The 21,025-nt window shown below is 56.3% G+C and carries 20 protein-coding genes; 11 read left to right on the top strand and 9 right to left on the bottom strand.

The genetic code is table 11. The features are described from left to right. Nucleotides 1–40: 40 nt before the first annotated feature. Entirely contained in the window at nucleotides 41–919 is an 879-nt protein-coding gene (locus UF64_RS07400; RefSeq protein WP_044827946.1) for a LysR substrate-binding domain-containing protein, read from the bottom strand. 149 nt (nucleotides 920–1,068) lie between these two features. Here UF64_RS07400 and UF64_RS07405 point away from each other — a divergent pair, with 149 nt between their 5' ends. Together UF64_RS07405 and UF64_RS07410 are read left to right on the top strand one after the other, a co-directional pair. Next, the gene (locus UF64_RS07405; protein WP_044827947.1) at nucleotides 1,069–2,310 is read left to right on the top strand and encodes an aromatic ring-hydroxylating dioxygenase subunit alpha; all 1,242 of its coding nucleotides are present in this window, start codon (nucleotides 1,069–1,071) and stop codon (nucleotides 2,308–2,310) included. A gap of 4 nt (nucleotides 2,311–2,314) precedes the next feature. Continuing rightward, on the top strand, nucleotides 2,315–3,382 hold the full coding sequence (locus tag UF64_RS07410; RefSeq protein ID WP_044827948.1) for a hybrid-cluster NAD(P)-dependent oxidoreductase: 1,068 nt from the start codon (nucleotides 2,315–2,317) through the stop codon (nucleotides 3,380–3,382). A gap of 5 nt (nucleotides 3,383–3,387) precedes the next feature. Here the strand turns inward: UF64_RS07410 and UF64_RS07415 are convergent, their stop codons facing one another. Then, complete coding sequence (locus UF64_RS07415) at nucleotides 3,388–4,413, bottom strand: GlxA family transcriptional regulator (RefSeq protein WP_044827949.1); 1,026 nt, start codon at nucleotides 4,411–4,413, stop codon at nucleotides 3,388–3,390. 97 nt (nucleotides 4,414–4,510) lie between these two features. Between UF64_RS07415 and UF64_RS07420 the strand changes: the two genes are divergently transcribed. The 7 genes from UF64_RS07420 to UF64_RS07450 all read left to right on the top strand — a co-directional run bounded on the left by UF64_RS07420 (nucleotide 4,511) and on the right by UF64_RS07450 (nucleotide 12,680). Next, the gene (locus tag UF64_RS07420) at nucleotides 4,511–5,764 is read left to right on the top strand and encodes a sarcosine oxidase subunit beta family protein (protein ID WP_044827950.1); all 1,254 of its coding nucleotides are present in this window, start codon (nucleotides 4,511–4,513) and stop codon (nucleotides 5,762–5,764) included. A gap of 11 nt (nucleotides 5,765–5,775) precedes the next feature. Then, complete coding sequence (locus tag UF64_RS07425) at nucleotides 5,776–6,078, top strand: sarcosine oxidase subunit delta (RefSeq protein ID WP_044827951.1); 303 nt, start codon at nucleotides 5,776–5,778, stop codon at nucleotides 6,076–6,078. Continuing rightward, the gene (locus UF64_RS07430; RefSeq protein ID WP_044827952.1) at nucleotides 6,075–9,068 is read left to right on the top strand and encodes a sarcosine oxidase subunit alpha; all 2,994 of its coding nucleotides are present in this window, start codon (nucleotides 6,075–6,077) and stop codon (nucleotides 9,066–9,068) included. Before UF64_RS07425 ends, UF64_RS07430 begins: the two co-directional genes overlap by 4 nt. A gap of 15 nt (nucleotides 9,069–9,083) precedes the next feature. After that, nucleotides 9,084–9,635 (top strand): sarcosine oxidase subunit gamma, encoded by a 552-nt coding sequence (locus tag UF64_RS07435; RefSeq protein WP_044827953.1) that lies wholly within the window; start codon nucleotides 9,084–9,086, stop codon nucleotides 9,633–9,635. A gap of 307 nt (nucleotides 9,636–9,942) precedes the next feature. Then, nucleotides 9,943–10,479 carry a PAS domain-containing protein gene (locus UF64_RS07440; protein WP_044827954.1) on the top strand — a complete coding sequence of 179 codons (537 nt, stop codon included), beginning with the start codon at nucleotides 9,943–9,945 and terminating at the stop codon, nucleotides 10,477–10,479. An 8-nt stretch (nucleotides 10,480–10,487) separates the two neighbouring features. Then, nucleotides 10,488–11,636, top strand: a complete 1,149-nt coding sequence (locus UF64_RS07445) for a methyl-accepting chemotaxis protein (protein ID WP_044827955.1) — start codon at nucleotides 10,488–10,490, stop codon at nucleotides 11,634–11,636. 105 nt (nucleotides 11,637–11,741) lie between these two features. Next, on the top strand, nucleotides 11,742–12,680 hold the full coding sequence (locus UF64_RS07450; RefSeq protein ID WP_044828232.1) for a 2-hydroxyacid dehydrogenase: 939 nt from the start codon (nucleotides 11,742–11,744) through the stop codon (nucleotides 12,678–12,680). Between the two features lie 13 nt (nucleotides 12,681–12,693). Here UF64_RS07450 and UF64_RS07455 read toward each other — a convergent pair whose 3' ends face one another. Next, on the bottom strand, nucleotides 12,694–13,560 hold the full coding sequence (locus tag UF64_RS07455; protein WP_044827956.1) for a LysR substrate-binding domain-containing protein: 867 nt from the start codon (nucleotides 13,558–13,560) through the stop codon (nucleotides 12,694–12,696). A 111-nt stretch (nucleotides 13,561–13,671) separates the two neighbouring features. On the opposite strand from UF64_RS07455, the gene UF64_RS07460 reads away from it, so the two are divergent. After that, a complete protein-coding gene (locus tag UF64_RS07460) occupies nucleotides 13,672–14,523 on the top strand; it encodes a DUF1989 domain-containing protein (RefSeq protein ID WP_044827957.1) in 852 nt (283 codons plus the stop codon). A 65-nt stretch (nucleotides 14,524–14,588) separates the two neighbouring features. On the opposite strand, the gene modC is transcribed toward UF64_RS07460, so the two are convergent. Next, a complete protein-coding gene (gene modC / locus UF64_RS07465; RefSeq protein WP_044827958.1) occupies nucleotides 14,589–15,719 on the bottom strand; it encodes a molybdenum ABC transporter ATP-binding protein in 1,131 nt (376 codons plus the stop codon). After that, the gene (gene modB, locus UF64_RS07470) at nucleotides 15,716–16,408 is read right to left on the bottom strand and encodes a molybdate ABC transporter permease subunit (RefSeq protein WP_200892652.1); all 693 of its coding nucleotides are present in this window, start codon (nucleotides 16,406–16,408) and stop codon (nucleotides 15,716–15,718) included. The genes modC and modB overlap by 4 nt, the downstream gene beginning before the upstream one ends. 135 nt (nucleotides 16,409–16,543) lie before the next feature. Here modB and UF64_RS07475 point away from each other — a divergent pair, with 135 nt between their 5' ends. Continuing rightward, the gene (locus UF64_RS07475; protein ID WP_044827959.1) at nucleotides 16,544–16,909 is read left to right on the top strand and encodes a winged helix-turn-helix domain-containing protein; all 366 of its coding nucleotides are present in this window, start codon (nucleotides 16,544–16,546) and stop codon (nucleotides 16,907–16,909) included. A 13-nt stretch (nucleotides 16,910–16,922) separates the two neighbouring features. On the opposite strand, the gene modA is transcribed toward UF64_RS07475, so the two are convergent. From modA to UF64_RS07495, 4 genes are all read right to left on the bottom strand, one after another. Continuing rightward, entirely contained in the window at nucleotides 16,923–17,705 is a 783-nt protein-coding gene (modA, locus tag UF64_RS07480; RefSeq protein WP_044827960.1) for a molybdate ABC transporter substrate-binding protein, read from the bottom strand. 168 nt (nucleotides 17,706–17,873) lie between these two features. Beyond that, nucleotides 17,874–18,392 (bottom strand): hypothetical protein, encoded by a 519-nt coding sequence (locus tag UF64_RS07485; RefSeq protein ID WP_044827961.1) that lies wholly within the window; start codon nucleotides 18,390–18,392, stop codon nucleotides 17,874–17,876. Nucleotides 18,393–18,455: 63 nt separating this feature from the next. Next, nucleotides 18,456–19,145 (bottom strand): exonuclease domain-containing protein, encoded by a 690-nt coding sequence (locus tag UF64_RS07490; protein WP_044827962.1) that lies wholly within the window; start codon nucleotides 19,143–19,145, stop codon nucleotides 18,456–18,458. A 5-nt stretch (nucleotides 19,146–19,150) separates the two neighbouring features. Beyond that, a complete protein-coding gene (locus UF64_RS07495) occupies nucleotides 19,151–21,019 on the bottom strand; it encodes a DUF294 nucleotidyltransferase-like domain-containing protein (protein WP_044827963.1) in 1,869 nt (622 codons plus the stop codon). Nucleotides 21,020–21,025 lie beyond the last annotated feature (6 nt).

Genomic DNA, 21,025 nt, shown 5'->3' on the forward strand with positions numbered 1-21,025 from the left:
GCAAGCGTGGCCATGTGTCGCGCTTGCCATTACCTTTCTGTCAGGCGGCATCAATCAGCCAGTCGACAAAGATACGGGCCTTTTCCGAGGCACGCGGATGGACGCGTAAATAAAACCCCATGGGCGAGGGGATTTCATCGGGCACCAGTTTGATCAGGCGACCGTCTTCAAGCAATGGCCCCACCAGTTCGTCCCAGCCAAGCACAGCGCCGACGTCATCCTGGGCGGCCTGTAAGGCAATCGTGTAATTATTAAGCTTGAAGCTGCGCCCCTTGGGTGCAGGCCGTCCTAGTGCACGGAACCAGTCGGTCCATGTTGTCCAGTCGGTTTCCTCGTTATGCAGATGGATCAGGGGGCTTCGCAGCAGATCATCAATCGTTTCGATATTCTGTTCCGCCTTAAACGCCGGTGTGCCGATGGCAGCGACCCGGTCCTGAAACAGTTTGTAGTATCCTTCGGCCCCGTCATCGGGGTTGCTGTAATGGATGCTCAGATCGCATTGCCCGGTCATGCCCGGAACGTCAGACACAATCTGCGAGACCGTAATATCGGGGTGAATCTTCCAGAAGGCGGCAATTTTTGGCGTAAGCCAAAGTGAACTGACGGCCGTCGTTGTGCGGATTGTGACATCGACGGTTTCGGGCTGATCACGTAGCTGCAGGACCGTGTCGGAAATGGTTTCAAAGCCCCGTTGCAGGGCGACGAGCAGAAAGGCGCCTTTTTCGGTTAGTTCCACCCCGCGGTTGCGACGAATGAAAAGGGCACTGCCAATATCGGCCTCAAGCGCCTTGATCTGGTGGCTTACAGCCGCTGGCGTGACATTGAGTTCTGCCGCCGCATCCTTGAAGCTCATATTGCGGCCCGCTGCTTCAAAGCAGATCAGGGCATTTATCGAAGACAGATCATACGGGCGGGCCAATAGGCTCTCCTGAAAACAACGCAGGGCATATCAGGCGAGTTTTTCAGATTAGTTGAACTAAACCAAGATGAAAATTAATGCCGTTGTAAATCGCGGCATGACGTTCACACTTTTGGTTGCTTCAAAACATCAAAAGACGGAATTTCGCCATGCCCGCTACCCCGCCTTCCGTTCAGGAACTTCTGGCTCGTCGTGTGTCCGGATACTCACTGGAACAGCCCTTCTATACCGATCCATCGATCTATCAGCTTGATCTGGAAAACATCCACTACAAGGAATGGCTGTTTGCGATCCCGTCGTGCGAAATCCCGAAGGCGGGCGGTTACGTCATTTATGAAGTCGGTGCCTATTCCGTTGTGATCGTGCGGGGCAATGATCAGGTGGTGCGGGCGTTCCACAATTCATGCCGCCATCGCGGATCTGTTTTGTGCAAAACCAAAAAGGGCCGCAATCCGCGGCTGGTTTGCCCCTATCATCAATGGACCTATGATCTTGATGGCAAGTTGCTTTGGGCGCGTGACATGGGGCCGGATTTTGACAATTCGAAATTCGGGTTAAGTCCGGTTCATTGCCAGGTGATCCATGGATTGGTTTATATCTGTCTGGCCGATAACGCCCCGGATATCGAGCCGTTTGCCAAGGCCGCCGAGCGATATCTGGCGCCGCATGATCTTGAAAACTCCAAGGTCGCCTTTGAAAGCACGATTATCGAAAACGCCAACTGGAAGCTGGTCTGGGAAAATAACCGGGAATGCTATCACTGTGGCGGGAACCACGCGTCGCTTTGCCGGACCTTCCCGGAAGATGCACGTGCGATCGGCAGTACGTCTGATGGCGTCGTGGCCGGTGTGCTTGATGATCATGTCGCCCGTTGCGAGGCAGTTGGTGCGCCATCGGCCTATCAGATATCTGATGCCGGTGAATGGCGTTTGGTGCGGGTACCGCTTCTGGGGGAAGCGGAAAGTTACACGCTTGATACCAAGGCGGCTGTCAGCCTGCCCAATTCCAGCATCCCGTTCAAAAATGGCGGATCACTTTTGAAGTTCCATTACCCGTCGACATGGAACCATTTCCTGTCGGATCATGCGCTTGTTTTCCGTGTCACCCCGATCAGCCCGACGGAAACCGAAGTCTCGACCAAGTGGCTTGTGCATAAGGATGCGGTTGAAGGCCGCGACTATGACCTCAAGCGTCTGACAGAGGTCTGGCTTGCGACCAATGCCGAGGACAAGGAAGTGGTCGAAAACAATCAGCGCGGCATCGCGACACCGGCCTACAAGGTCGGCCCCTATTCCGATATCCACGAAGCCGGCGTTGCCCAGTTTGGCGACTGGTATGCGAAAACCCTGTCGGCCAACCTGGCCCAAACCAGACCGCTTGCGGCGGAGTAGGGCGATGTCTGTGATTGAAAAACCAAAGCTTGCCTTCTGGTCGGACACTGAAGAACTCGAATGTGTTTCGTTTCTGCCCGAAGCGCCTGATGTTATGACCTTTTGCTTCCAGTCGGTGTCCGGTGCCTTGTTCAGCTACGACCCGGGGCAGTTTTTAACGCTGGAGTTGCCGGTGCCGGGCGGGCCGCTTTATCGGACATACACCATCTCGTCCTCGCCATCGCGTCCAACGTCCTTGACCGTGACGGTCAAGGCGCAGGCGGGATCGATCGGGACGCGCTGGATGCTCGATCATTTGCGTCCGGGCATGCGCATTCGCGCCAAGGGACCGTCAGGCAGTTTTTCGCTGGTTAACCATCCGGCGGAGAAATACCTGTTCATTTCGGCGGGGTCGGGCATCACGCCGATGATGTCGATGACGACCTATCTCTACGATGCCGGGCGTGATCCCGACATTGTGTTCGTGAACTGCGCAAAGCGCCCATCCGAGATCATCTTTCGCGAACGTCTGGAGCACAGCGCATCACGCATCAACGGCATCGCGCTTAAATGGGTGGTCGAGGAAGAAGATCCTTACAAACCATGGACCGGATATCTGGGCACATTCAATCAGCTGATGCTGGGGCTGATGGCGCAGGATTATCTGGAACGCGAAGTGTTCTGTTGCGGGCCGGAGCCCTTTATGCAGGCCGTTCGCGAGGTTCTTGTCGGGCTTGGCTACGATATGGATCGTTACCATCAGGAAAGCTTCCATGCGCCGACACCGGATGTCGAAGATGTGCCCGATGATGTCGTCCCTGATGAGGAAAGCAAGGCGGTTATTGCCTTTACCGCATCGGGCATCACGGCCAATTGCACCCAAACTGATACTGTCCTTGCCGCAGCACGCAGTGCCGGGCTTGTCATCCCGTCAGGCTGTTCGATGGGGATTTGTGGAACATGCAAAGTGCGCAAGACCGAAGGTCAAGTGCATATGGTCCATAATGGAGGCATCACCGATGATGATATCGAGGAGGGCTATATCCTTGCCTGCTGCTCAAACCCGATCGGGCAGGTCACCATCGATGCTTGATGCTGTCAGGGCAGGGTGGCCGGGACCGGAACAGTATTGCGATATTCCGACGGGTTCATGCCGATCTCGGCCTTGAAGGCATGAATGAAATGCGATGCGTCGCAAAAGCCGGTGCTGATCGCGATCTGGGTGGTGGTCTTGTTCGACTCGCCCAGCAGCTTCTTGGCGGCATCCAGCCGGATGCGAAGGGCTGCGCGTGATGGCGAAATGCCAAGATCGGCATTGAATGCGCGTTCAAGCTTGCGGCGGGTGACACCAAGTTTCTCGGCCATCTTGGCGATGGTTTCGGGCGACTCGATATTCTGGCGCATGCGCAAAAGCGCCTTTTTCACCAGCGGTTCGCGGGCGACCAGATCAGTCTGGAAGCCCGGCTGCGGGTTTTCACCTGTCATCGCCTCGTTGATGATCATGATGCTAAGGCTTTTGGTCGCAGCTGTGCGGCCAATGTGTTTTTCAACCACCCAGGCAGCAAGATGCGCCGCACCATGCCCGCCCGAACAGGTCAGGCGATCGCGGTCGACGACAAAGATCTGATCCGAAACCGGTTGGGCGGCTTCGAACCGCGCGACAAATTCGTCATGGTGAAACCAGCTGACACAGCAACGATATCCTTCAAGCAGGCCTGCCTCATAAAGTTCGAAAACCCCGGTACACAAGCCGATCAGGTTCTTGCCCTTGGCGGCTGCCGCCTTGAGATAGGCGATGCAATCAGATGAAAGTCCGCCTTCTTCTTGAATAAGCCCCCCGACAACCACGATATAGTCGTAGTCACCGGCATTGCGCAGGCGCGTGTCGGGCTGCACCTTGACCCCGCAACTCGACCGTACCGGGTTCATGGTGTCAGACAGCACTGTCCAGTCGCAGTGGATCGGCCGCGAACGGTCCGCTTCATCGGCTGCCAGGCGCAAAACATCGACGAAACTTGCGAACGCTGTCAGTGTGAAATTGTCTGCCAGCAGAAAGGCGACGCGAAGGCGCTTTTTTGCAAGGGGGTTGCCGGAGTTCGGCCCCGGGCTCGAAAAAGAGTTCATGGCAAAAATATACAATGAAATTGTCGCAATTATCCAGTCCGCAAACCAAGGACATTGATAGAGTTCCGGCAATGGTAAATCGGGGGATCGTATAATCATGACCCATTTTTCTGCGCTATCGCTTATCAAGAACGCCCTTAGTGGCCAAAAGAACTGGGAGCCACAGTGGCCCGACAGTGAGCCGAAAGCCGAGTACGATGTCATCATCGTCGGCGCGGGTGGTCATGGTCTTGGTGCGGCTTATTATCTGGCCAAGGAGCACGGCATCACCAATGTCGCCGTGATCGACAAGGGCTGGCTTGGCGGTGGTAACACCGGCCGTAACACGACGATCATTCGGTCGAACTATCTCTATGATGAAAGTGCGAAGCTTTATGATCACGCGCTTGATCTGTGGGATGGGCTGAGCCAGGAACTAAACTACAACGTCATGTATTCGCAGCGCGGCGTTCTGATGCTTGCGCATAACGTTCATGATGTTCAAAGCTTCCAGCGCCACGTGCACGCCAACCGTCTGAACGGTGTGGATAATGTCTGGCTTTCCAAGGAAGAAGCCAAGGAATTCTGTCCGCCGCTCGATATTTCGCCAAATGCGCGTTACCCCGTCGTCGGTGCAGCACTTCAGCGTCGCGCAGGAACTGCACGCCATGATGCGGTAGCATGGGGTTATGCCCGCGGGGCCGCGGCACGTGGTGTCGACATCATTCAGAACTGCCCGGTAACCGCCATTCGCCGTGGCCCGGATGGCCGCGTCACTGGTGTTGAAACCGCCAAGGGCTTTATTGGTGCGAAAAAGGTTGCTGTTTCGGCTGCTGGTCATACCTCGGTCGTGATGGATACGGCTGGTGTGCGCATGCCGCTTGAAAGCTATCCGCTGCAGGCACTGGTGTCCGAGCCGATCAAGCCGATCTTCCCGTGTGTTGTCATGTCCAACAGCGTTCACGCCTATATCAGCCAGTCTGACAAGGGCGAGCTCGTCATTGGGTCGGGCACCGATCAGTATACCAGTTACTCCCAGCGTGGCGGCCTGCCGCTGATCGAGCATACGGTTGCTGCGATCTGCGAGATCTTCCCGATCTTCAACCGTATGCGCATGCTGCGTAAATGGGGCGGTATCGTTGATGTGACCCCGGACCGTTCGGCCATCCTTGGCAAGACGCCGGTGCCGGGTCTTTACGTCAACTGTGGTTGGGGTACCGGCGGGTTCAAGGCGACCCCGGGTGCAGCCCACACACTGGCATGGACCGTGGCAAAGGATGATCCGCATCCGGCCAACGCGCCCTTCACCCTTGAACGTTTCAGTACCGGTCGTCTGATTGACGAAGCCGCTGCTGCAGCTGTTGCGCACTAAGGAGACCGGACATGCTTCTGATCCATTGCCCCTATTGCAATCAGACCCTGCCGGAGGCGGAATTTACCTATGCCGGTGAAGCCCATATTGCACGCCCAAGCGATCCGTCGTCGGTCAGTGACGAGGAATGGCGCGACTTCCTGTTCATCCGCACCAACGTCAAGGGCCCGCATTATGAACGCTGGCGCCACTTCCATGGCTGCGGTCGATATTTCAACGCTGTGCGTGACACTGTCAGTGACCGGTTCCTGATCACCTATAAAACCGATGATCCCCGTCCTGAACTGTCCAAATTGTTGGAGAAATCGAAATGAGCAGCTTCCGCGTTTCCGGGCGTGGTCGCGTCGATCACACCCAACCGATCCAGTTCACCTTTGATGGCAAGAAAATCAAAGGCTTCAAGGGCGATACCGTTGCATCAGCTTTGCTGGCCAATGGCATTCACCTGATGGGTCGTTCGTTTAAATATCACCGCCCGCGTGGTGCCGTGACCGCCGGTTCGGAAGAGCCGAACGCGCTGGTCGGTACCCGTCGCGGTCCGGGCCGGTTCGAGCCGAACACCCGTGCAACTGTCCAGGAAATCTGGGACGGCCTGCAGGTCAACAGCCAGAACCGTTATCCCAGCCTGTCCTTTGACATTGGCGCGATCAATGACAAGGCCTATATGCTGTTCTCCGCCGGGTTCTACTACAAGACCTTCATGTGGCCGAAATCCTTCTGGGACAAGGTCTATGAGCCGTTCATCCGCGCGGCCGCCGGTCTTGGTGTTTCGCCGACTGAACCTGATCCGGATCACTATGCATCGCGTTACCTGCATACCGATGTTCTGATCATTGGTGCCGGTCCTGCCGGTCTTGCAGCCGCTGTTTCGGCGGCACGTGCCGGTTCGCGTGTGACCCTTGTTGATGAAAACCCGGAAGCGGGTGGTTCGCTTCTGTCCGAACCGTCGGCCATGATCGAAGACATGCCGGCATGGGACTGGGTTGCCAAAACCGTGGCCGAGCTCAAGGAGCTTGGCGTCAAGGTGATGACCCGCACGACCGCGATTGGCTATTACCACCAGAACATGGTTGGTCTCTGTGAAAAGCTGACCGACCACCTTGCCAGCCCGGATGGGGAAACGCCGCGCGAACGCATGTGGCGTGTCCGCGCCAAGCAGGTTGTTCTCGCACAGGGTGCGCTTGAAAAGCCGCTGGTGTTTGATGGCAACGATCGCCCGGGTGTGATGCTGGCCGGTTCGGCCCAGACTTACCTTAACCGCTATGGCGTGCGCGTTGGCAACAAGGCCGTCATCGTCACCAGCCATGACAGCGCATGGTATGCCGCCTTTGATCTGGCCGATGCCGGCACCACCATTGCCGCCATCATTGATACCCGTGCCGAGCCGAATGGCGATCTGGTTGCCGAGGCGACCAAACGTGGCATCCGTATCATGGCCGGTCACACTGTTACCGGGACCGAAGGCCGCCTGCGTATCAAATCGGTTCGCGTCAACCCGATCACCGGATCGTCGGTCGGTGCTGCCGAGGTTATCGTTTGCGATTGCCTTCTGATGTCGGGTGGCTGGACGCCGTCGCTTCACTTGTTCTCGCACACCAAGGGAACGCTGAAGTGGGACGAGGAACGCCAGACCTTCCTGCCGGATCACAAGGCAGAAGAATGCGAAATCGCCGGCGCAGGCCGTGGCCTGTGGGGCATTGAAGCTGTCCTGAATGACGGGGCGGAAATGGGTGCAGCAGCAGCCAAAAGCCTTGGCAAGACGACCAAGGCTGCAAGCTACGGCGTTGCCAATGACCGTCCGGGAACCGGTGTCAGCCACAAGGAACTGCCGACCGATCTGGACGCTGGCAAGGCACGCGCCTTTGTCGATTACCAGAATGATGTCACGGCCAAGGACCTTCGTCTGGCGGTGCGCGAAGGCATGCGTTCGATCGAACATGTCAAACGCTACACCACCAACGGCATGGCGACCGATCAGGGCAAGATGTCGAACATCAACGGCCTGAACATTGCGTCTGACGCATTGGGTGTGCCGCAGCCGAAAGTTGGTCTGACGACGTTCCGTCCGCCTTACACTCCGACCACCTTTGGCGCTTTCTGTGGTTATCACAAGGGCAGTCACTTTGAAGTGACGCGTAAAACCCCGATTGATAGCTGGGCCGAAGAAAACGGTGCCGCGTACGAGCCGGTCAGCCTGTGGCGCCGCGCATGGTACTTCCCGAAAGACGGCGAAGACATGCATGCAGCGGTTTCGCGCGAATGCCGTGCGACGCGTGCAAGTGTCGGCATCTTTGATGCATCGACCCTTGGCAAGATCGAGGTGGTTGGCCCCGATGCGGTTGAATTCATGAACCGCATGTACACCAACCCTTGGACCAAGCTGGCACCGGGGCGGGCACGTTATGGCCTGCTTCTGGGCGATGACGGGTTTATCCGTGATGACGGTGTCATTGGCCGTTTGGCCGATGATCGCTTCCATGTCACCACCACGACCGGTGGTGCGGCACGTGTTCTGAACATGATGGAAGACTACCTTCAGACCGAATGGCCTGACCTTGATGTCTGGCTGACTTCGACCACCGAGCAGTGGGCGACCATTGCGCTGAACGGCCCGAATGCGCGCAAGGTGCTTGAGCCGTTTGTCGAAGGTCTTGATATGTCTGATGAAGCCTTCCCGCACATGTCGGTTGCCGAATGCCGCGTTGGTGGCTTCCCGGCACGCCTGTTCCGCATCAGCTTTACCGGTGAAGTCGGTTTTGAGGTCAACGTTCCGGCCCATGCTGGTCGCGCACTTTGGGAAATGCTGTTCGAGGCTGGCAAGAAATACGATATCTGCCCTTATGGTACCGAAACCATGCACGTGCTGCGTGCCGAGAAGGGCTATATCATTGTCGGTCAGGACACCGATGGCACGGTCACCCCGCATGACGCCGGGCTGGGCTGGGCAATCGGTAAAATGAAACCCGACTTTGTCGGTAAACGCGGTCTGGCACGTCCGGATCTGGTTGCCGAAGGTCGCAAGCAGCTGATCGGTCTTCTGACCAAAGATGGCAAAACCAAGCTTGAGGAAGGTGCGCAGATCGTTCTTGACCCGAACCAGCCCAAGCCGATGAAAATGGTTGGCCATGTGACATCAAGCTATCACAGCGATGCCGCTGGTCGTCCGATTGCCATGGCGCTGCTTGAAGACGGTTTCAATCGTATGGGTGAAACCATTTACATTCCGATGCCTGATCGTGTGATCAAGGCAACTGTCACCGGGACGGTCTTCTTCGATCCCGAAGGCGCACGGTTGAAACTCTAGGCGGGGAACAGAAAAATGACGGTACTTACACACGCATTTACGCCGGGTCCGATCGTTGCATCAGGACCGGTCAAGCTGACCCTGATGGCACCGGTTGCTCGTTTCTCACTGCGTCTGCGTGCGGCCAATATTCCGGCCGTATCCAAGGCGATCGGTGTTGATCTGGCAACCACCGTTGGCGCACGTGCTGCCAACGGCACCACCGAGACGATCTGTCTTGGCCCGGATGAATGGCTGATCATTGCCAAGCCCGACGATACCGAGAAATTGGTTGCGGCCTGCGCGGATGTGTATGCATCCGCAACCCACAGCCTGACAGAGGTATCCGCCCGTGAAGTTACGGTCCGGATCGAAGGCGAACGTGCCGCCGAGTTGCTTACCATCGGCTGCCCGCGCGACATCGACACCATCCCGGTTGGCGGTGGTTGCCGCACGGTGATCGATGGTGTCACGGTCGTTCTCTGGCGTGACGCGGAACAAAGCTTCCGTATGGACATCTGGCGTTCCTTTGCCCTGCACGTCATCGATCTGCTGTGCACCGGCTGCAAGGAATTTGCTGCAGAATAAATCAAGTCGGGGCGGGGTTCTGGCAATTGCCAACCCCGCCCTTACTGTAGCTGGACGTTGGTGACCTGCTGGACGCCTGATCTCTCGCTTGTGTTTTGCAACGTGATCAAAGCGCCACCCGATTGCAATTTCGGGATTAATCCGCATGCCTCTGGGTTGAATTTCTCGCAGCCCGCCCCACTAGTATAATTAACCCCACTTTAATGCTGTTCTCGCCCATACCCTTGCTTAGGCGGTGAGGGAGCGGGAATGAGTTTTTCAAACTAAAAACAGGTGGGGGCGCGGTGTCAGTAACCAGGGGTAGATAATGAGCGACAGGCGCGACGCCAGGCTTTCTGGCAACGAGATTTATCTTGAACCGGACGAGATCATCGTCACCAAAACCGATACCACCGGCAAGATGACCTATGGCAACCGGACATTTTACAAGCTCGCCGGTTACACTGAACAGGAATGCATTGGCAAGCAGCACAATATTGTCCGTCACCCGGAAATGCCGCGCGTTGTGTTCAAGCTTGCATGGGACACCATCAAGGATGGTCGTGAGATCTTTGCCTATGTAAATAACCGTTCCAAGAACGGTGATAATTACTGGGTGCTTGCGCACATGACGCCGAGCCGGAACACAGCCGGCGAGATCACCGGCTTTCACAGTAACCGTCGGGCGCCCGACAAAAAGGTCATCGAAGAGTCTATCGTCCCGCTTTATGACCACCTTCTGAAGCTTGAAAAATCTGCTGCGTCACCAAAGGACGGTTTGGATGCGTCCTATGCCTATCTCACCGAATTGCTCGCCTCAAAAAAACAAACATTCAACGAATTCACTTTGTCTCTTGGAGGGTAGTAGGGGTCATGTTTGGGGCGAGTAATGCCGAAATCAAGAAAGCGACCGAAATTGTAAAACGTGCAGCAGCAGGGGACTTCGAAGCACGGATTACCAATATTCAAAGTAGCGGGGAAATTGGCGAGCTTCTGAACGCGATCAATGATCTGATAGACCGCAATGACACCTATGTCCGGGAATCTGTCGCCTGTATGGAAAAGGTGCGCGATAACCGCTATTTCCGCCGGATCATGGAAACCAGTATGCAGGGCACCTTCCTGACTGCTAGCCGGTCGGTCAACAGTGCGCTTGGCATGATGCAAAGCCGGACCGATGAATTCAGAAAGCTGGCTGTGACATTTGAAGATTCTGTGGTGGGGATTGTCAATTCGGTCTCGGCATCGGCGACCCAGCTGACCGGATCGTCCGAAAGCCTCACGGCCATTGCTGCAAACGCATCGGAGAAATCGCTTCTGGTGTCTTCTGCTGCCGAGCAGGCATCGGCCAATGTGCAGGCAGTGTCATCGGCGTCCGAAGAACTTTCGGCTTCTATTCGTGAAATCAGCGGGCAGGTCTCGAACGCAGCGGTGGTCGCGAATGAAGCGGGCGAGACATCTAAACGCGTTACCGCGCAGGTGACGGAACTGACCGAGGCAGCCGATCAGATCGCGACCGTGGTTGCACTGATCAATGACATTGCTTCCCAGACCAACCTTCTGGCGCTGAACGCGACGATAGAGGCCGCCCGTGCGGGCGAGGCCGGCAAGGGCTTTGCCGTTGTCGCCAATGAGGTCAAGAACCTTGCAAGCCAAACGGCACGGGCAACCAGCGAGATCAGCCAGTATGTCGATAACATTCAGGGTGCGACGACATCGACCGTTGAGGGCATTGACCGGATTTCGGCGATTATTTCCGAAGTGAATGACGCCAATACCTCTGTCGCGGCCGCGGTCGAGCAGCAATCCGCAGCAACCAACGAGATATCGCGCAACGTTCAGGAAGCCTCAACCGGAACGGACGAGGTATCGCGCAACATCGTCACCGTGACCGCCGGGGCACAGGAAACCGGTAACGCGGCAGAAGAACTGACCGAGGCAGCGCGTGATCTTTCGGATAAGGCCGCAACCCTGAAAGCGGAGATCGGGAACTTCCTGACCGAAGTGCGCCGGGTGGTGTGATTGCCGGGGTGCGCCCTGTTGTAATGTTATCTATCTCGTAAACTTGTTTTACATCTGTGGGATGGCTAGTCTCTGGTGCACCTTGCCCCATTGAAAGCCATTCCGATGATCCGATCTGTTCTTGCCCTTCTTGATATCCGTCCCGTCCATACGCGCCTGATTGCGGAACGTCATGACCTGCATCGCTATGACCTGATCGAGGACAAACAAAAGTTCCTCGATGATATGGGCGATCAGATCCGGGCCATTGTCACATCAGCGCGCTTTGGCGTGCCAGCAGACCTGATGGCGCAGTTGCCTAATCTTGAAGTCATTACGAGTTTTGGGGTTGGTCATGATTTGATTGACCTTGAAGCCTGCCGGGCTCGGGGCATCCGCGTTTCAACCACCCCGGATATCCTGACCGATGATGTTGCCGATACGGCGATCATGTTGATGCATGCTACCTTGCGCCAGTTACTGGCGGGGGATGACTGGGTCCGGAGCGGCAAATGGGCCGCCAAGGGGCCAATGGCCCTTGCCCGAACCGTGCGCGGCAGGAAGCTTGGCATTGTCGGGCTGGGGCGCATCGGGCAAGCGATTGCATCGCGCGCCATTCCGAGCGGTGTCGAGGTCGGCTATTTCGGGCGTAGCAAGAAGGCCGTCGACTACAAGTTTTTCGATGATCTTGTGGCGCTTGCCGAGTGGTCCGATATTCTGGTGCTGGCCTGCCCCGGTGGGGCTGCTACCAAGGGGATTGTCAATCAGGCGGTGCTGGATGCGCTTGGTCGTGCTGGCATCGTGATTAATATCGCACGTGGATCTGTGATCGATGAACCGGCCTTGATCCGAGCTTTGCAAGACGGGACGATTGCCGGTGCCGGTCTTGATGTTTTTGATAACGAACCAAACATCGATCCGGCTTTTGCCCAACTTGATAACGTTGTTCTGTATCCGCATCTGGCCAGTGGAACAGTCGAAACCCGCGATGCCATGGCGCAGTTGGTTGTTGATAATCTGGATGCCTGGGACGAGCGCGGCGCGTTGATCACACCGATTGTGTGATCGGCATTTCACTTTAAACCGATGCCTGGTCGCGCAGCCATTGCCGCAGTAATTCCGCGTCAGAAGACAGGGCATGTGCCCCGATCAACCAGTAATATTTATCGGTATCGGCGGCATCTTCGGACAGCACGACAAGATTACCCGATGCGATGTCGGTTTCAATGAGCGCCGTCGGGCAAAGGCCGATCCCGTGACCGGCCTGTATGGAGCTGATCAGCAGATTGAAATCCCCAAAGACGGGCGCATTGCCGCCCGGCAGTTCAAGGCCGTGTTGCCGGAACCACAGACGCCAGGCATCTTCGGTCTCGTCATGCAGCAATCGCGCATCCCGGATGGCAACGGGCCTGTCAAGCGGTCCTGCCTTTTCGAGGTAGGATTTGGCACAGGTCGGGCGTGTTGCGGCACTCAGGAGTTTTTCAGCTGTCCGGTCCGGTGTCGTGCCATGACGGATCAGAAGGTCTGCGCCGACTTCCTCGGGCGTTGTGGCGCCAAACGGATAGACGATGGAGACCTGAATTTCAGGATGCCTTTCCATGAAGTCCGGCAAGCGGCTTGTCAGCCAAAGCGATACGACAGAAGGTTGGCAGGCGAGGCCAACTTTGCGTTTGGTCTTTTGCAGGGAAACCCGTTCCGCGCCATCGCGGATTTCACGCAGCGCGTTTTGACAGGCGTCGGCAAACTGTTGCCCCTGTCTGATCAGTTGAACCCCGCGCGCCTTGCGGACAAAAAGCGGCGTACCAAGCCAGTCTTCAAGGGCGCGTACATGCTGACTGACGGCAGTTGATGTAATGCCAAGCGCCTTGGCCGCACGGACAAAACTTTCAAAGCGCGCCGCGGCTTCAAAGGCCGGAATATGCGATAGCGGCGGGATATCCTTCATGGATTATGGATAAGTATTTCTTGGTCTAATGGCAAGAAGAAACATGCTTGTCAGATGGCATGACTATGCGATCCTGTTGTCCATTCATTTTCCCCTGATCAAGGTCATGTCATGACGATGAAGCCCCAACATTCCGCCCCTGCAGATGCTGATGCCCGCCGCGCGGTGACGCCCGTGGTGGTTTATCCCAACGGGACGCTGCCCGAACCGGATTTCGCGACCTTGGCCGAAATCAAGGCATCGATGAAAAAGACCGATGAGGTCATCGTGCCGCCGCGTGATGCCCGCACGTTTCATGTGCCCAAGGGGTGCTTTTTCCGCATCGTCAGTGTCGAGGGACCGCAGGTCGGGGACCTTAACCTGTGGAATGCCAATGATCTTAAGGAACGGTTTTTCAGTGGCAAGACGCGCGCCCTGCATCGAACCCATGTAACGACCGGTGACCGGTTATGGTCAAACATGCCGTATTTACGATCAATGGCGTTGATCAGTGAAGATACGCTCGACTGGTATGGCTTTGATGAGGATGGCGGCAGTGTCCATGACGTGATCGGCACCCGTTGTGATCCGTTTACCAACCGGCTGCTGTCCGGGCAGGATTATCATCGATGCTGCCATTCGAACCTGTGTCGGGCGCTAAGTCACGAAACCGGCATGTCGATGCAGGAAGCCGATCATTATGTGCATGATGTGCTTAATGTCTTCATGTGCACCGGCTTTACCAAGGATACCCATCAGTATTTCATGAAGGCAAGCCCGGTGCGCCCGGGGGATTATATTGAAATGTTTGCCGAGATCGACTTGCTGGGCAATTTGTCGACCTGTCCGGGCGGTGATTGCAGCACCGGACATTCAAGCGATGAGGCGGCCTGTTATCCGCTTAAGGTCGAGATCTATGAAACCGATCCGGCCTTGCGCAGCAAATGGGATTTCCCGGCGCCGAACGCTTATCAGCATCCCTGATCAAATTGCAAAAGCCCCGTCGGTTTGTACGACGGGGCTTTTTTGTGGAGGCGGCTCAAAGGCGCCTAGCGATCACGCAACTGGCCATTGACCGTGACCGATTTGATCACGGCAAAGACCTTTTGATGGGGTTGCAGTTTCAGGCGTGACCCGGACCATTTCGTGATGCGGGCATGGATTTTGGGACGGCCACTGGTTTCAGCCAGAAGGGTGGCGTCCGCATCCTGACCAAAGCACATGGTGACATCAATGGTATCACCGGGCGTATCGGTGATTTTGGTGATGGTCACGGGAATGATGTTATTCGCACTGATATCGCGCGGCGGGGTGCGGGCAATCATGACGTCACGCGCCCGTACATGCAATCGAACCCGGTCTGTGTTTGGTCGACCAAGATAGGGCACAACAAGACGCTGTTCGCCGCATTCAAGGAAGCTGACCTCGGCCTTGGGATCGCGGCTGACGATCCGGGCGGGCAGGACAGTACCGGCATCAAAGCGCCCGGCCAGTGGTGCCAGATCCGTGCGGCCCAGCATGTCAAACACCGATCCGGTGGCAAGCGTTTTGCCCTGATCAATCACCACCATGTGGTCGGTAAGACGGGCGACTTCGTCAATCGCGTGGGTGACATAGAGGATCGGGATCTTGCGATGATCGCGCAGCCATTCGAGATAAGGCAGGATTTCCTGTTTGCGGGCATGATCAAGGGCCGAAAGCGGCTCATCAAGCAGCAACACATCCGGATTGGACAGAAGCGCACGGCCAAGCGCCACCCGTTGCTTTTCCCCGCCGGACAGAAGGTTGGGACGACGGTCCATCAGATCGGCGATATCAAGCATATCAAGGATCGACTGTTGTTCGTCCTGCGGCAGTTTGTGGGGGTTGCGGCGTGCACCGTAAAACAGGTTTTCGCGCACCGATTTATGTGGAAACAGGCGGTTGTCCTGAAACACACAGCCAACGCGACGTTCGCGCACGGGTAAATTGATGCCACGTGAATGTTCAAACAACACATGATCATTGATCTGGATATGACCGCGATCCGGGCGGACCAGCCCGGCAATCATGTTGACCAGTGTGGTCTTGCCGCTGCCGGACGGGCCAAACAGTGCGGTGATGCCGGGTTCTGGAATGTTGAATTCCGCCGAAAGCTGGAAGTTCTTGAGGTGATACTCGACATTAACCCCGATGCTCATGACGCGGCCCTCTTGCGGATGCGGTGCAAGGCCAGTTCGGAAAGAAGCAGGCCGGTAAAGGCGAGGCCAATGGAAAGGGCTGCAAGGCGGGCCGCGGCCAGCTCACCACCCGGCGTCTGGATGGCGGTATAGATCGCAAGCGGCAGGGTGCGGGTTTCACCCGGCACGTTCGAGACAAAGGTAATGATGGCACCAAATTCCCCGAGGCTTGCGGCAAAGGCCGTAATGGCACCGGCAATGATGCCGGGCAGGGCGAGGGGCAATGTCAGTGAAAAGAACCGGTCAATCGCCCCGGCACCAAGCGTTTCGGCCGCCTGATACAAGCCATGATCAACGTTTTCAAGGCTTAGGCGAATGGCGCGCACCTGAAACGGGAAGCTTACGATGGCTGATGCCAATGCAGCACCGGTCCAGCTAAAGACAAAGCGCAGATCAAAGGTTTCATAAAGCCAGGCACCGAGGGGGGCGCGCGTGCCAAAGCCGATCAGCAGCAAATAGCCCATGACAACCGGCGGCAGGATAAGAGGCAGATGCACAATGGCATCAAGAATGAAACGTCCGGGAAACCGGCCAAGTGCAAGTGCGGTGGCAACTGCGACCGCAAAAGGCAGGGCACAGGCAACCGCAACCCCCGAAATGCGCAGGCTAAGCAGCAGCGCTTCGATTTCTGCGGGCGTCAAGCTGATCATGAGGGATATGTATCTCTGCGTGTTGTGTAGATCGCGATAAGTTCATAGTCGGTAAATTTGGTGCGTTCGTCACGTAAAATAACACCGCTATGCGTTGCACTGGCATTTGAACTGAGGCGGGGATAGTGTGTGGCCATGACAAGTGACGATTTGAAAATCCGTTTGAAGATTGATCTGCCCGGCAACATTCGCCTTGGTTACGGGAAGGTCGATTTGTTGCGTGCTGTTTTGGAACATCAGTCAATTTCGGCTGCGGCGCGGTCGATGGGGATGTCCTATCGCCGTGCGTGGCTTTTGATTGATGAACTTAACAAGTGCTTCACATCGCCGGTGATCGAAACCCATGTCGGCGGACGTGCACATGGCGGCGCGCAACTAACCGACATGGGCAAACAAGTGATCGCCTTGTATGACCGCGCCTGTGAAAGGGCCGAAAGCGCCTTGCAAGATGACCTTGATCAGCTTGCCGCAGTTCTGAAAGATCCTTCGCAAGACGCCTGATCATTGCCATTGATCAGTTTGGTTCCTCCGTCGGCGATCCAAAGCCGAACTCAGCAAAAATGACGCCTGCTTCGTTTCCCAGAAGCCATGCCTGCAGGTCGCCCGCACCGGTCGCTTTGGTATCCTTGATCATTGCAACGGGATAGGTGATTACTGGGTGGGAGCCTTCCGGGAAGGTGGCGATGATTTTGACGTCCCGTGCAATTGCGGCATCAGTCCGATAAACAATGCCCAGCGGTGCTTCGCCGCGTTCGACCAGTGCCAATGCAGCCCGGACGTTATCGGCGCGCGCCAATCGATCTTCAACCGCGTCCCATTGCCCCAGATGCGTGAGCGCCTGTTTGGCATAAATACCGGCCGGGACGTGCTCAGGATCACCAACCGCGATGCGATCTTCCGGACTGATCAGGTCAAGAAACCCGGTCTGATCATTGATCGTTATCTGCCCCAACGCGCTATCGGCCGGTGTAATTAGAACCAGACTGTTTGCCAGAATATCCTGACGGCTTTCGGTCGCAATCAGGTCCTGCTCCGCCAGCCAGTCCATCCATTTCTGATTGGCCGATATGTAAAGATCGGCGGGCGCACCTGCCGCGATTTGCCTGGCCAGGGTAGATGAGCTGGCAAAAGACAAACGCACATGATTGCCGGTTTCGGCCTCATAGGTTTCTGCAGCCTTCGTCATGGCATTGGTCAGGCTGGCAGCAGCGAAAACAGTGATGTCTTCGGCATGTGCAGCGGTGCTGGCTTTCAGGAGGAGTGTGGCAGCAAACAGATTGCGGAGTAAGCGGTTCACGGTGGGGCTCCCGGTGAGTGATTCAGTATCGCTATATTTTTATGAATATAGCGATGTGTCAAGCAACGGATTGATAAAACCGCATCGGATGGAAATGGGCACAAATGAAAACAGCCCGCGAATGGCGGGCTGTCTGGGCTCGATGCAGATGATGTGGCAGAGGGTCGGTTACTGGCAAACCGCGGCACGCAGCGGATCATCAGCACCCATATCGAACCATTCATCCATCCCGGTCGGGAAGCCGTTGCTATCAAGTGCTGTGTCAGGGGTGATATAACCACGCCGACCTTGCGCACAATCGACAAGGTGGGTCAGGGCAAGGGTTTCACCACCCTTGCGCAGCAGCAAGGTCATGACACGTTTTTCATCCGGGTTTTGCGGGTTGGCAACCAGCTTTTCGTGGTCAATCGCCGTAAAGCGATTGGTTGGCGCGGACACCAGAGTCCAGGGCGCGAAGATGTTTTCGTCGGTGAATGTCTGAATGACGCTGATGGTTTGGGGCAGGCGCGCCTCATAGCGGTCAAACCAAGTGTATTCATCCCAGATCATGTAACCGAACATCGCAATCGCAGCGACAAAGGGAATGACATATTTCGGTGCTTTGCGGCCCCACAGGCGGAACAGCAGCATGACCACACCAGCCGATGCAAACCCGACAACAACTGTCGTGAAGATGAAGACGTACATACGGGGGTGGCTCCCAATTCGCTGTTATTGTTGGTGGGGCATTTGTTTAACCCTGATAACCGATTAGCGCAGTATCCGGTCGAGCTCAAGTTCGCCTTTTGGATCACGTTTGGCGATCTGGGCGAGAAACAGGCCAGAGGCGGCAATCGCATCGGATAGCGCATTGTGCGCCCGGAAGGGTGGCAGGTTGTGATTTCGACGCAGGGTATCAAGGCGAAGGGCACCAGCCTTCATCGGCTCCCCACTGCGGCGGATGTCACGCAGTGCGAGCACAAGGGTATCGACCGTCGGGATTTGCAGCGGCGCGCCAAAGCAGCGTTTGCATGCCTGGCCAAGAAAGCCCAGTTCAATCGGTGCATGATGGGAAATCAAAACGCGCCCGGCCATTTGCGGCAACAGATGTTCAAGGGCAGCTTCAATATTCGGGGCATCGGCGACGTCGCTGTCAAAAATCCGATGCACCACGACCGAGCTTTCACTGAGCTCCTTGGACGGCCTGACCAGAATATGCTCGCAACTTGAAAAATCGACGGCAAGCTGGCGAATGATCACCCAGCCTAGGCTAACGATTTCTGCCTTTTTGGGGTCGAGGCCTGTGGTTTCAAGATCAAGGGCGATGAATTCGGTTTCCCTCACCGATCTGTCGGGATCGGCTGGTGGGACATCGTAATAGGTCCGCAAAGCCCCGGTGGCCTTGCGCTGGATAAAATCACGATACAGGCGGCTATCAAGGATCTTTTCGCGCAATCCCATATCGATCAGGTCCCGCTTTTGCCAAAGGCGTGCTCAAGCGCGCTCTGAAGGTTCTTGATCACCGAGAAGGCATCTTTCAGGTGGCTGCGCTCAAACGCTGACAGGCTTTCGGGTTGCAGGAAGTTATCGGGCTTTTCACCGCGCCGGATTTGCCGGACCTGATGTTTGAGACGGGTGATACTGACAAACTCAAAGGCATCCAGAAGGTCAGACGCCCCCTGATTGCTGATGGACGGGAAGGCCTTGACGGCATTAAGGCGTTCATAGGTGTTAACGGCCTCAACCCCGTTGGCAAGGGCATGGATGCGCGCCAGATCAACAATCGGCACGACGCCATTGTGTTTCAGATCAAGGGTCTTGTCATGCTCGCCGCCGCGGATCATGACGAAGTTCTTGAAGAAGCCAAGCGGCACATGATGGGTCAGGGCGTTGCCGACCATATAGGCCTGGAAGATGCGATTGTCCTTGGCCTTGGAAACGATCATGCGGTGCAGGTCGTCAAACAGGCTTTTGGTGCCATGGACGGGCCGCAGGTCAAACCAGACGGAACACAACATCAGGGATTTTGGTTCGGGCTGTTCGATCCATTTATTGAAATATTGCTGCCAGGTGCGGGCCGGTTGGCGCCATTCATCAATCTTGGCCATCATGTCGCCCGGGCAATAGACATAGCCAACCTTGTGCAAGCCATCACAGACGTAATCGGCCAGCTTCTTGAAATACGCGCCGTGCTGTCCAGCGTCATAGGCATCATCGATGATCAGGCAGTTATCCTGATCCGACAGGGCGGTTTGTTCCTGTCGTCCTTGTGATCCACCAGCCATCCAGACATAGGGAACAGGTGGCGGACCAATTTCCTCTTCGGCCAGTTGCAGAAGGCGGGCAGTTGCCGCGTCCGACAGGGTTGTCACGATATGCCCGGCATTATGCGATGTCGCGCCCGCCTCGATCAGGTGGCTGAGAAGTTCGGGGACCAGGGCAATGACCTTTGCCATTTCTTCGGGATCGGTCAGCTTGCCGATGCGGCCTGCCATATAGACAGCTGACAGCGATTGGCGGGCGAGCAGGTTATTGGTGGTGATCATGCCGACCGCCTTGCCATCCTTCATGACCGGCAGGTGGCGGATATTGTTGCGCGTCATGGTCAGAAGGGCATCAAACGCATATTGATCCGGCGAAATCGAGATCGGCTTTTCGGTCATGATGGCTGTGACCGGCTCGTCATAGCTGCGGCCCTTGGCAATCACGCGATTACGCAGGTCGCGGTCGGTCATGATGCCAGCAACGCCATCATCGCCCTCGGTGATCAGCAGGCAGGAAACGCGTTCCTTGCTCATCAGCTGACCGGCTTCAAGGATCGATGCGGATTTGTCGATGCTGACCAGATCACGCGCAATCAGGTCGCTGACCTTGACAGTCATCAGTTTGAGCTGATCGTCATCGCGGCTTTCAAGCAGCTGCATGCCGCTTCGCAGGCGATCCCCGCCCATCTGCGAGAAGAAATAGCTGAATTGCGGATACTTGCCCGTCAGGTCATGGAAATCCTTTTCGGGCAGCAGGTAACACAGGCTGTCTTCAAGGGTGGTGATGTTGTTGGCCGCCCGTCCGTTTTGATACATCGCGCGAACGCCAAAACATTCACCCTCCGACAGACGGGCAAGCAGCTGCCCGTTCGGATCACGGGTCTCGGTGCCGCCGGTGCGGATAATGTAAAGATGCAGGCATTGTTGTTCGGGCGAGAGGACCTTGGTCCCGGCGCGGAAATAGCGGGCCTGAAGGCGCTTGGGCAGGGCGTTGATTTCTGCGTCGGGTAGCAGATCGAACGGGTGATGTTCTTTCAGAAATTCGGCAATTTCTTCGAGTTCGATGCTCATGACCTT

Source organism: Thalassospira sp. HJ (assembly GCF_000948415.1).
In the GTDB taxonomy this organism is placed as follows: Bacteria; Pseudomonadota; Alphaproteobacteria; order Rhodospirillales; family Thalassospiraceae; genus Thalassospira.

Bases quoted from the DNA above. Each gene is read 5' to 3' on its own strand.
- UF64_RS07405 (WP_044827947.1), top strand. From the start codon at position 1,069: ATGCCCGCTACCCCGCCTTCCGTTCAGGAACTTCTGGCTCGTCGTGTG.
- UF64_RS07410 (WP_044827948.1), top strand. From the start codon at position 2,315: ATGTCTGTGATTGAAAAACCAAAGCTTGCCTTCTGGTCGGACACTGAA.
- UF64_RS07415 (WP_044827949.1), bottom strand. From the start codon at position 4,413: ATGAACTCTTTTTCGAGCCCGGGGCCGAACTCCGGCAACCCCCTTGCA.
- UF64_RS07420 (WP_044827950.1), top strand. From the start codon at position 4,511: ATGACCCATTTTTCTGCGCTATCGCTTATCAAGAACGCCCTTAGTGGC.
- UF64_RS07425 (WP_044827951.1), top strand. From the start codon at position 5,776: ATGCTTCTGATCCATTGCCCCTATTGCAATCAGACCCTGCCGGAGGCG.
- UF64_RS07430 (WP_044827952.1), top strand. From the start codon at position 6,075: ATGAGCAGCTTCCGCGTTTCCGGGCGTGGTCGCGTCGATCACACCCAA.
- UF64_RS07435 (WP_044827953.1), top strand. From the start codon at position 9,084: ATGACGGTACTTACACACGCATTTACGCCGGGTCCGATCGTTGCATCA.
- UF64_RS07440 (WP_044827954.1), top strand. From the start codon at position 9,943: ATGAGCGACAGGCGCGACGCCAGGCTTTCTGGCAACGAGATTTATCTT.
- UF64_RS07445 (WP_044827955.1), top strand. From the start codon at position 10,488: ATGTTTGGGGCGAGTAATGCCGAAATCAAGAAAGCGACCGAAATTGTA.
- UF64_RS07450 (WP_044828232.1), top strand. From the start codon at position 11,742: ATGATCCGATCTGTTCTTGCCCTTCTTGATATCCGTCCCGTCCATACG.
- UF64_RS07455 (WP_044827956.1), bottom strand. From the start codon at position 13,560: ATGAAGGATATCCCGCCGCTATCGCATATTCCGGCCTTTGAAGCCGCG.
- UF64_RS07460 (WP_044827957.1), top strand. From the start codon at position 13,672: ATGACGATGAAGCCCCAACATTCCGCCCCTGCAGATGCTGATGCCCGC.
- modC (WP_044827958.1), bottom strand. From the start codon at position 15,719: ATGAGCATCGGGGTTAATGTCGAGTATCACCTCAAGAACTTCCAGCTT.
- modB (WP_200892652.1), bottom strand. From the start codon at position 16,408: ATGATCAGCTTGACGCCCGCAGAAATCGAAGCGCTGCTGCTTAGCCTG.
- UF64_RS07475 (WP_044827959.1), top strand. From the start codon at position 16,544: ATGACAAGTGACGATTTGAAAATCCGTTTGAAGATTGATCTGCCCGGC.
- UF64_RS07485 (WP_044827961.1), bottom strand. From the start codon at position 18,392: ATGTACGTCTTCATCTTCACGACAGTTGTTGTCGGGTTTGCATCGGCT.
- UF64_RS07490 (WP_044827962.1), bottom strand. From the start codon at position 19,145: ATGGGATTGCGCGAAAAGATCCTTGATAGCCGCCTGTATCGTGATTTT.
- UF64_RS07495 (WP_044827963.1), bottom strand. From the start codon at position 21,019: ATGAGCATCGAACTCGAAGAAATTGCCGAATTTCTGAAAGAACATCAC.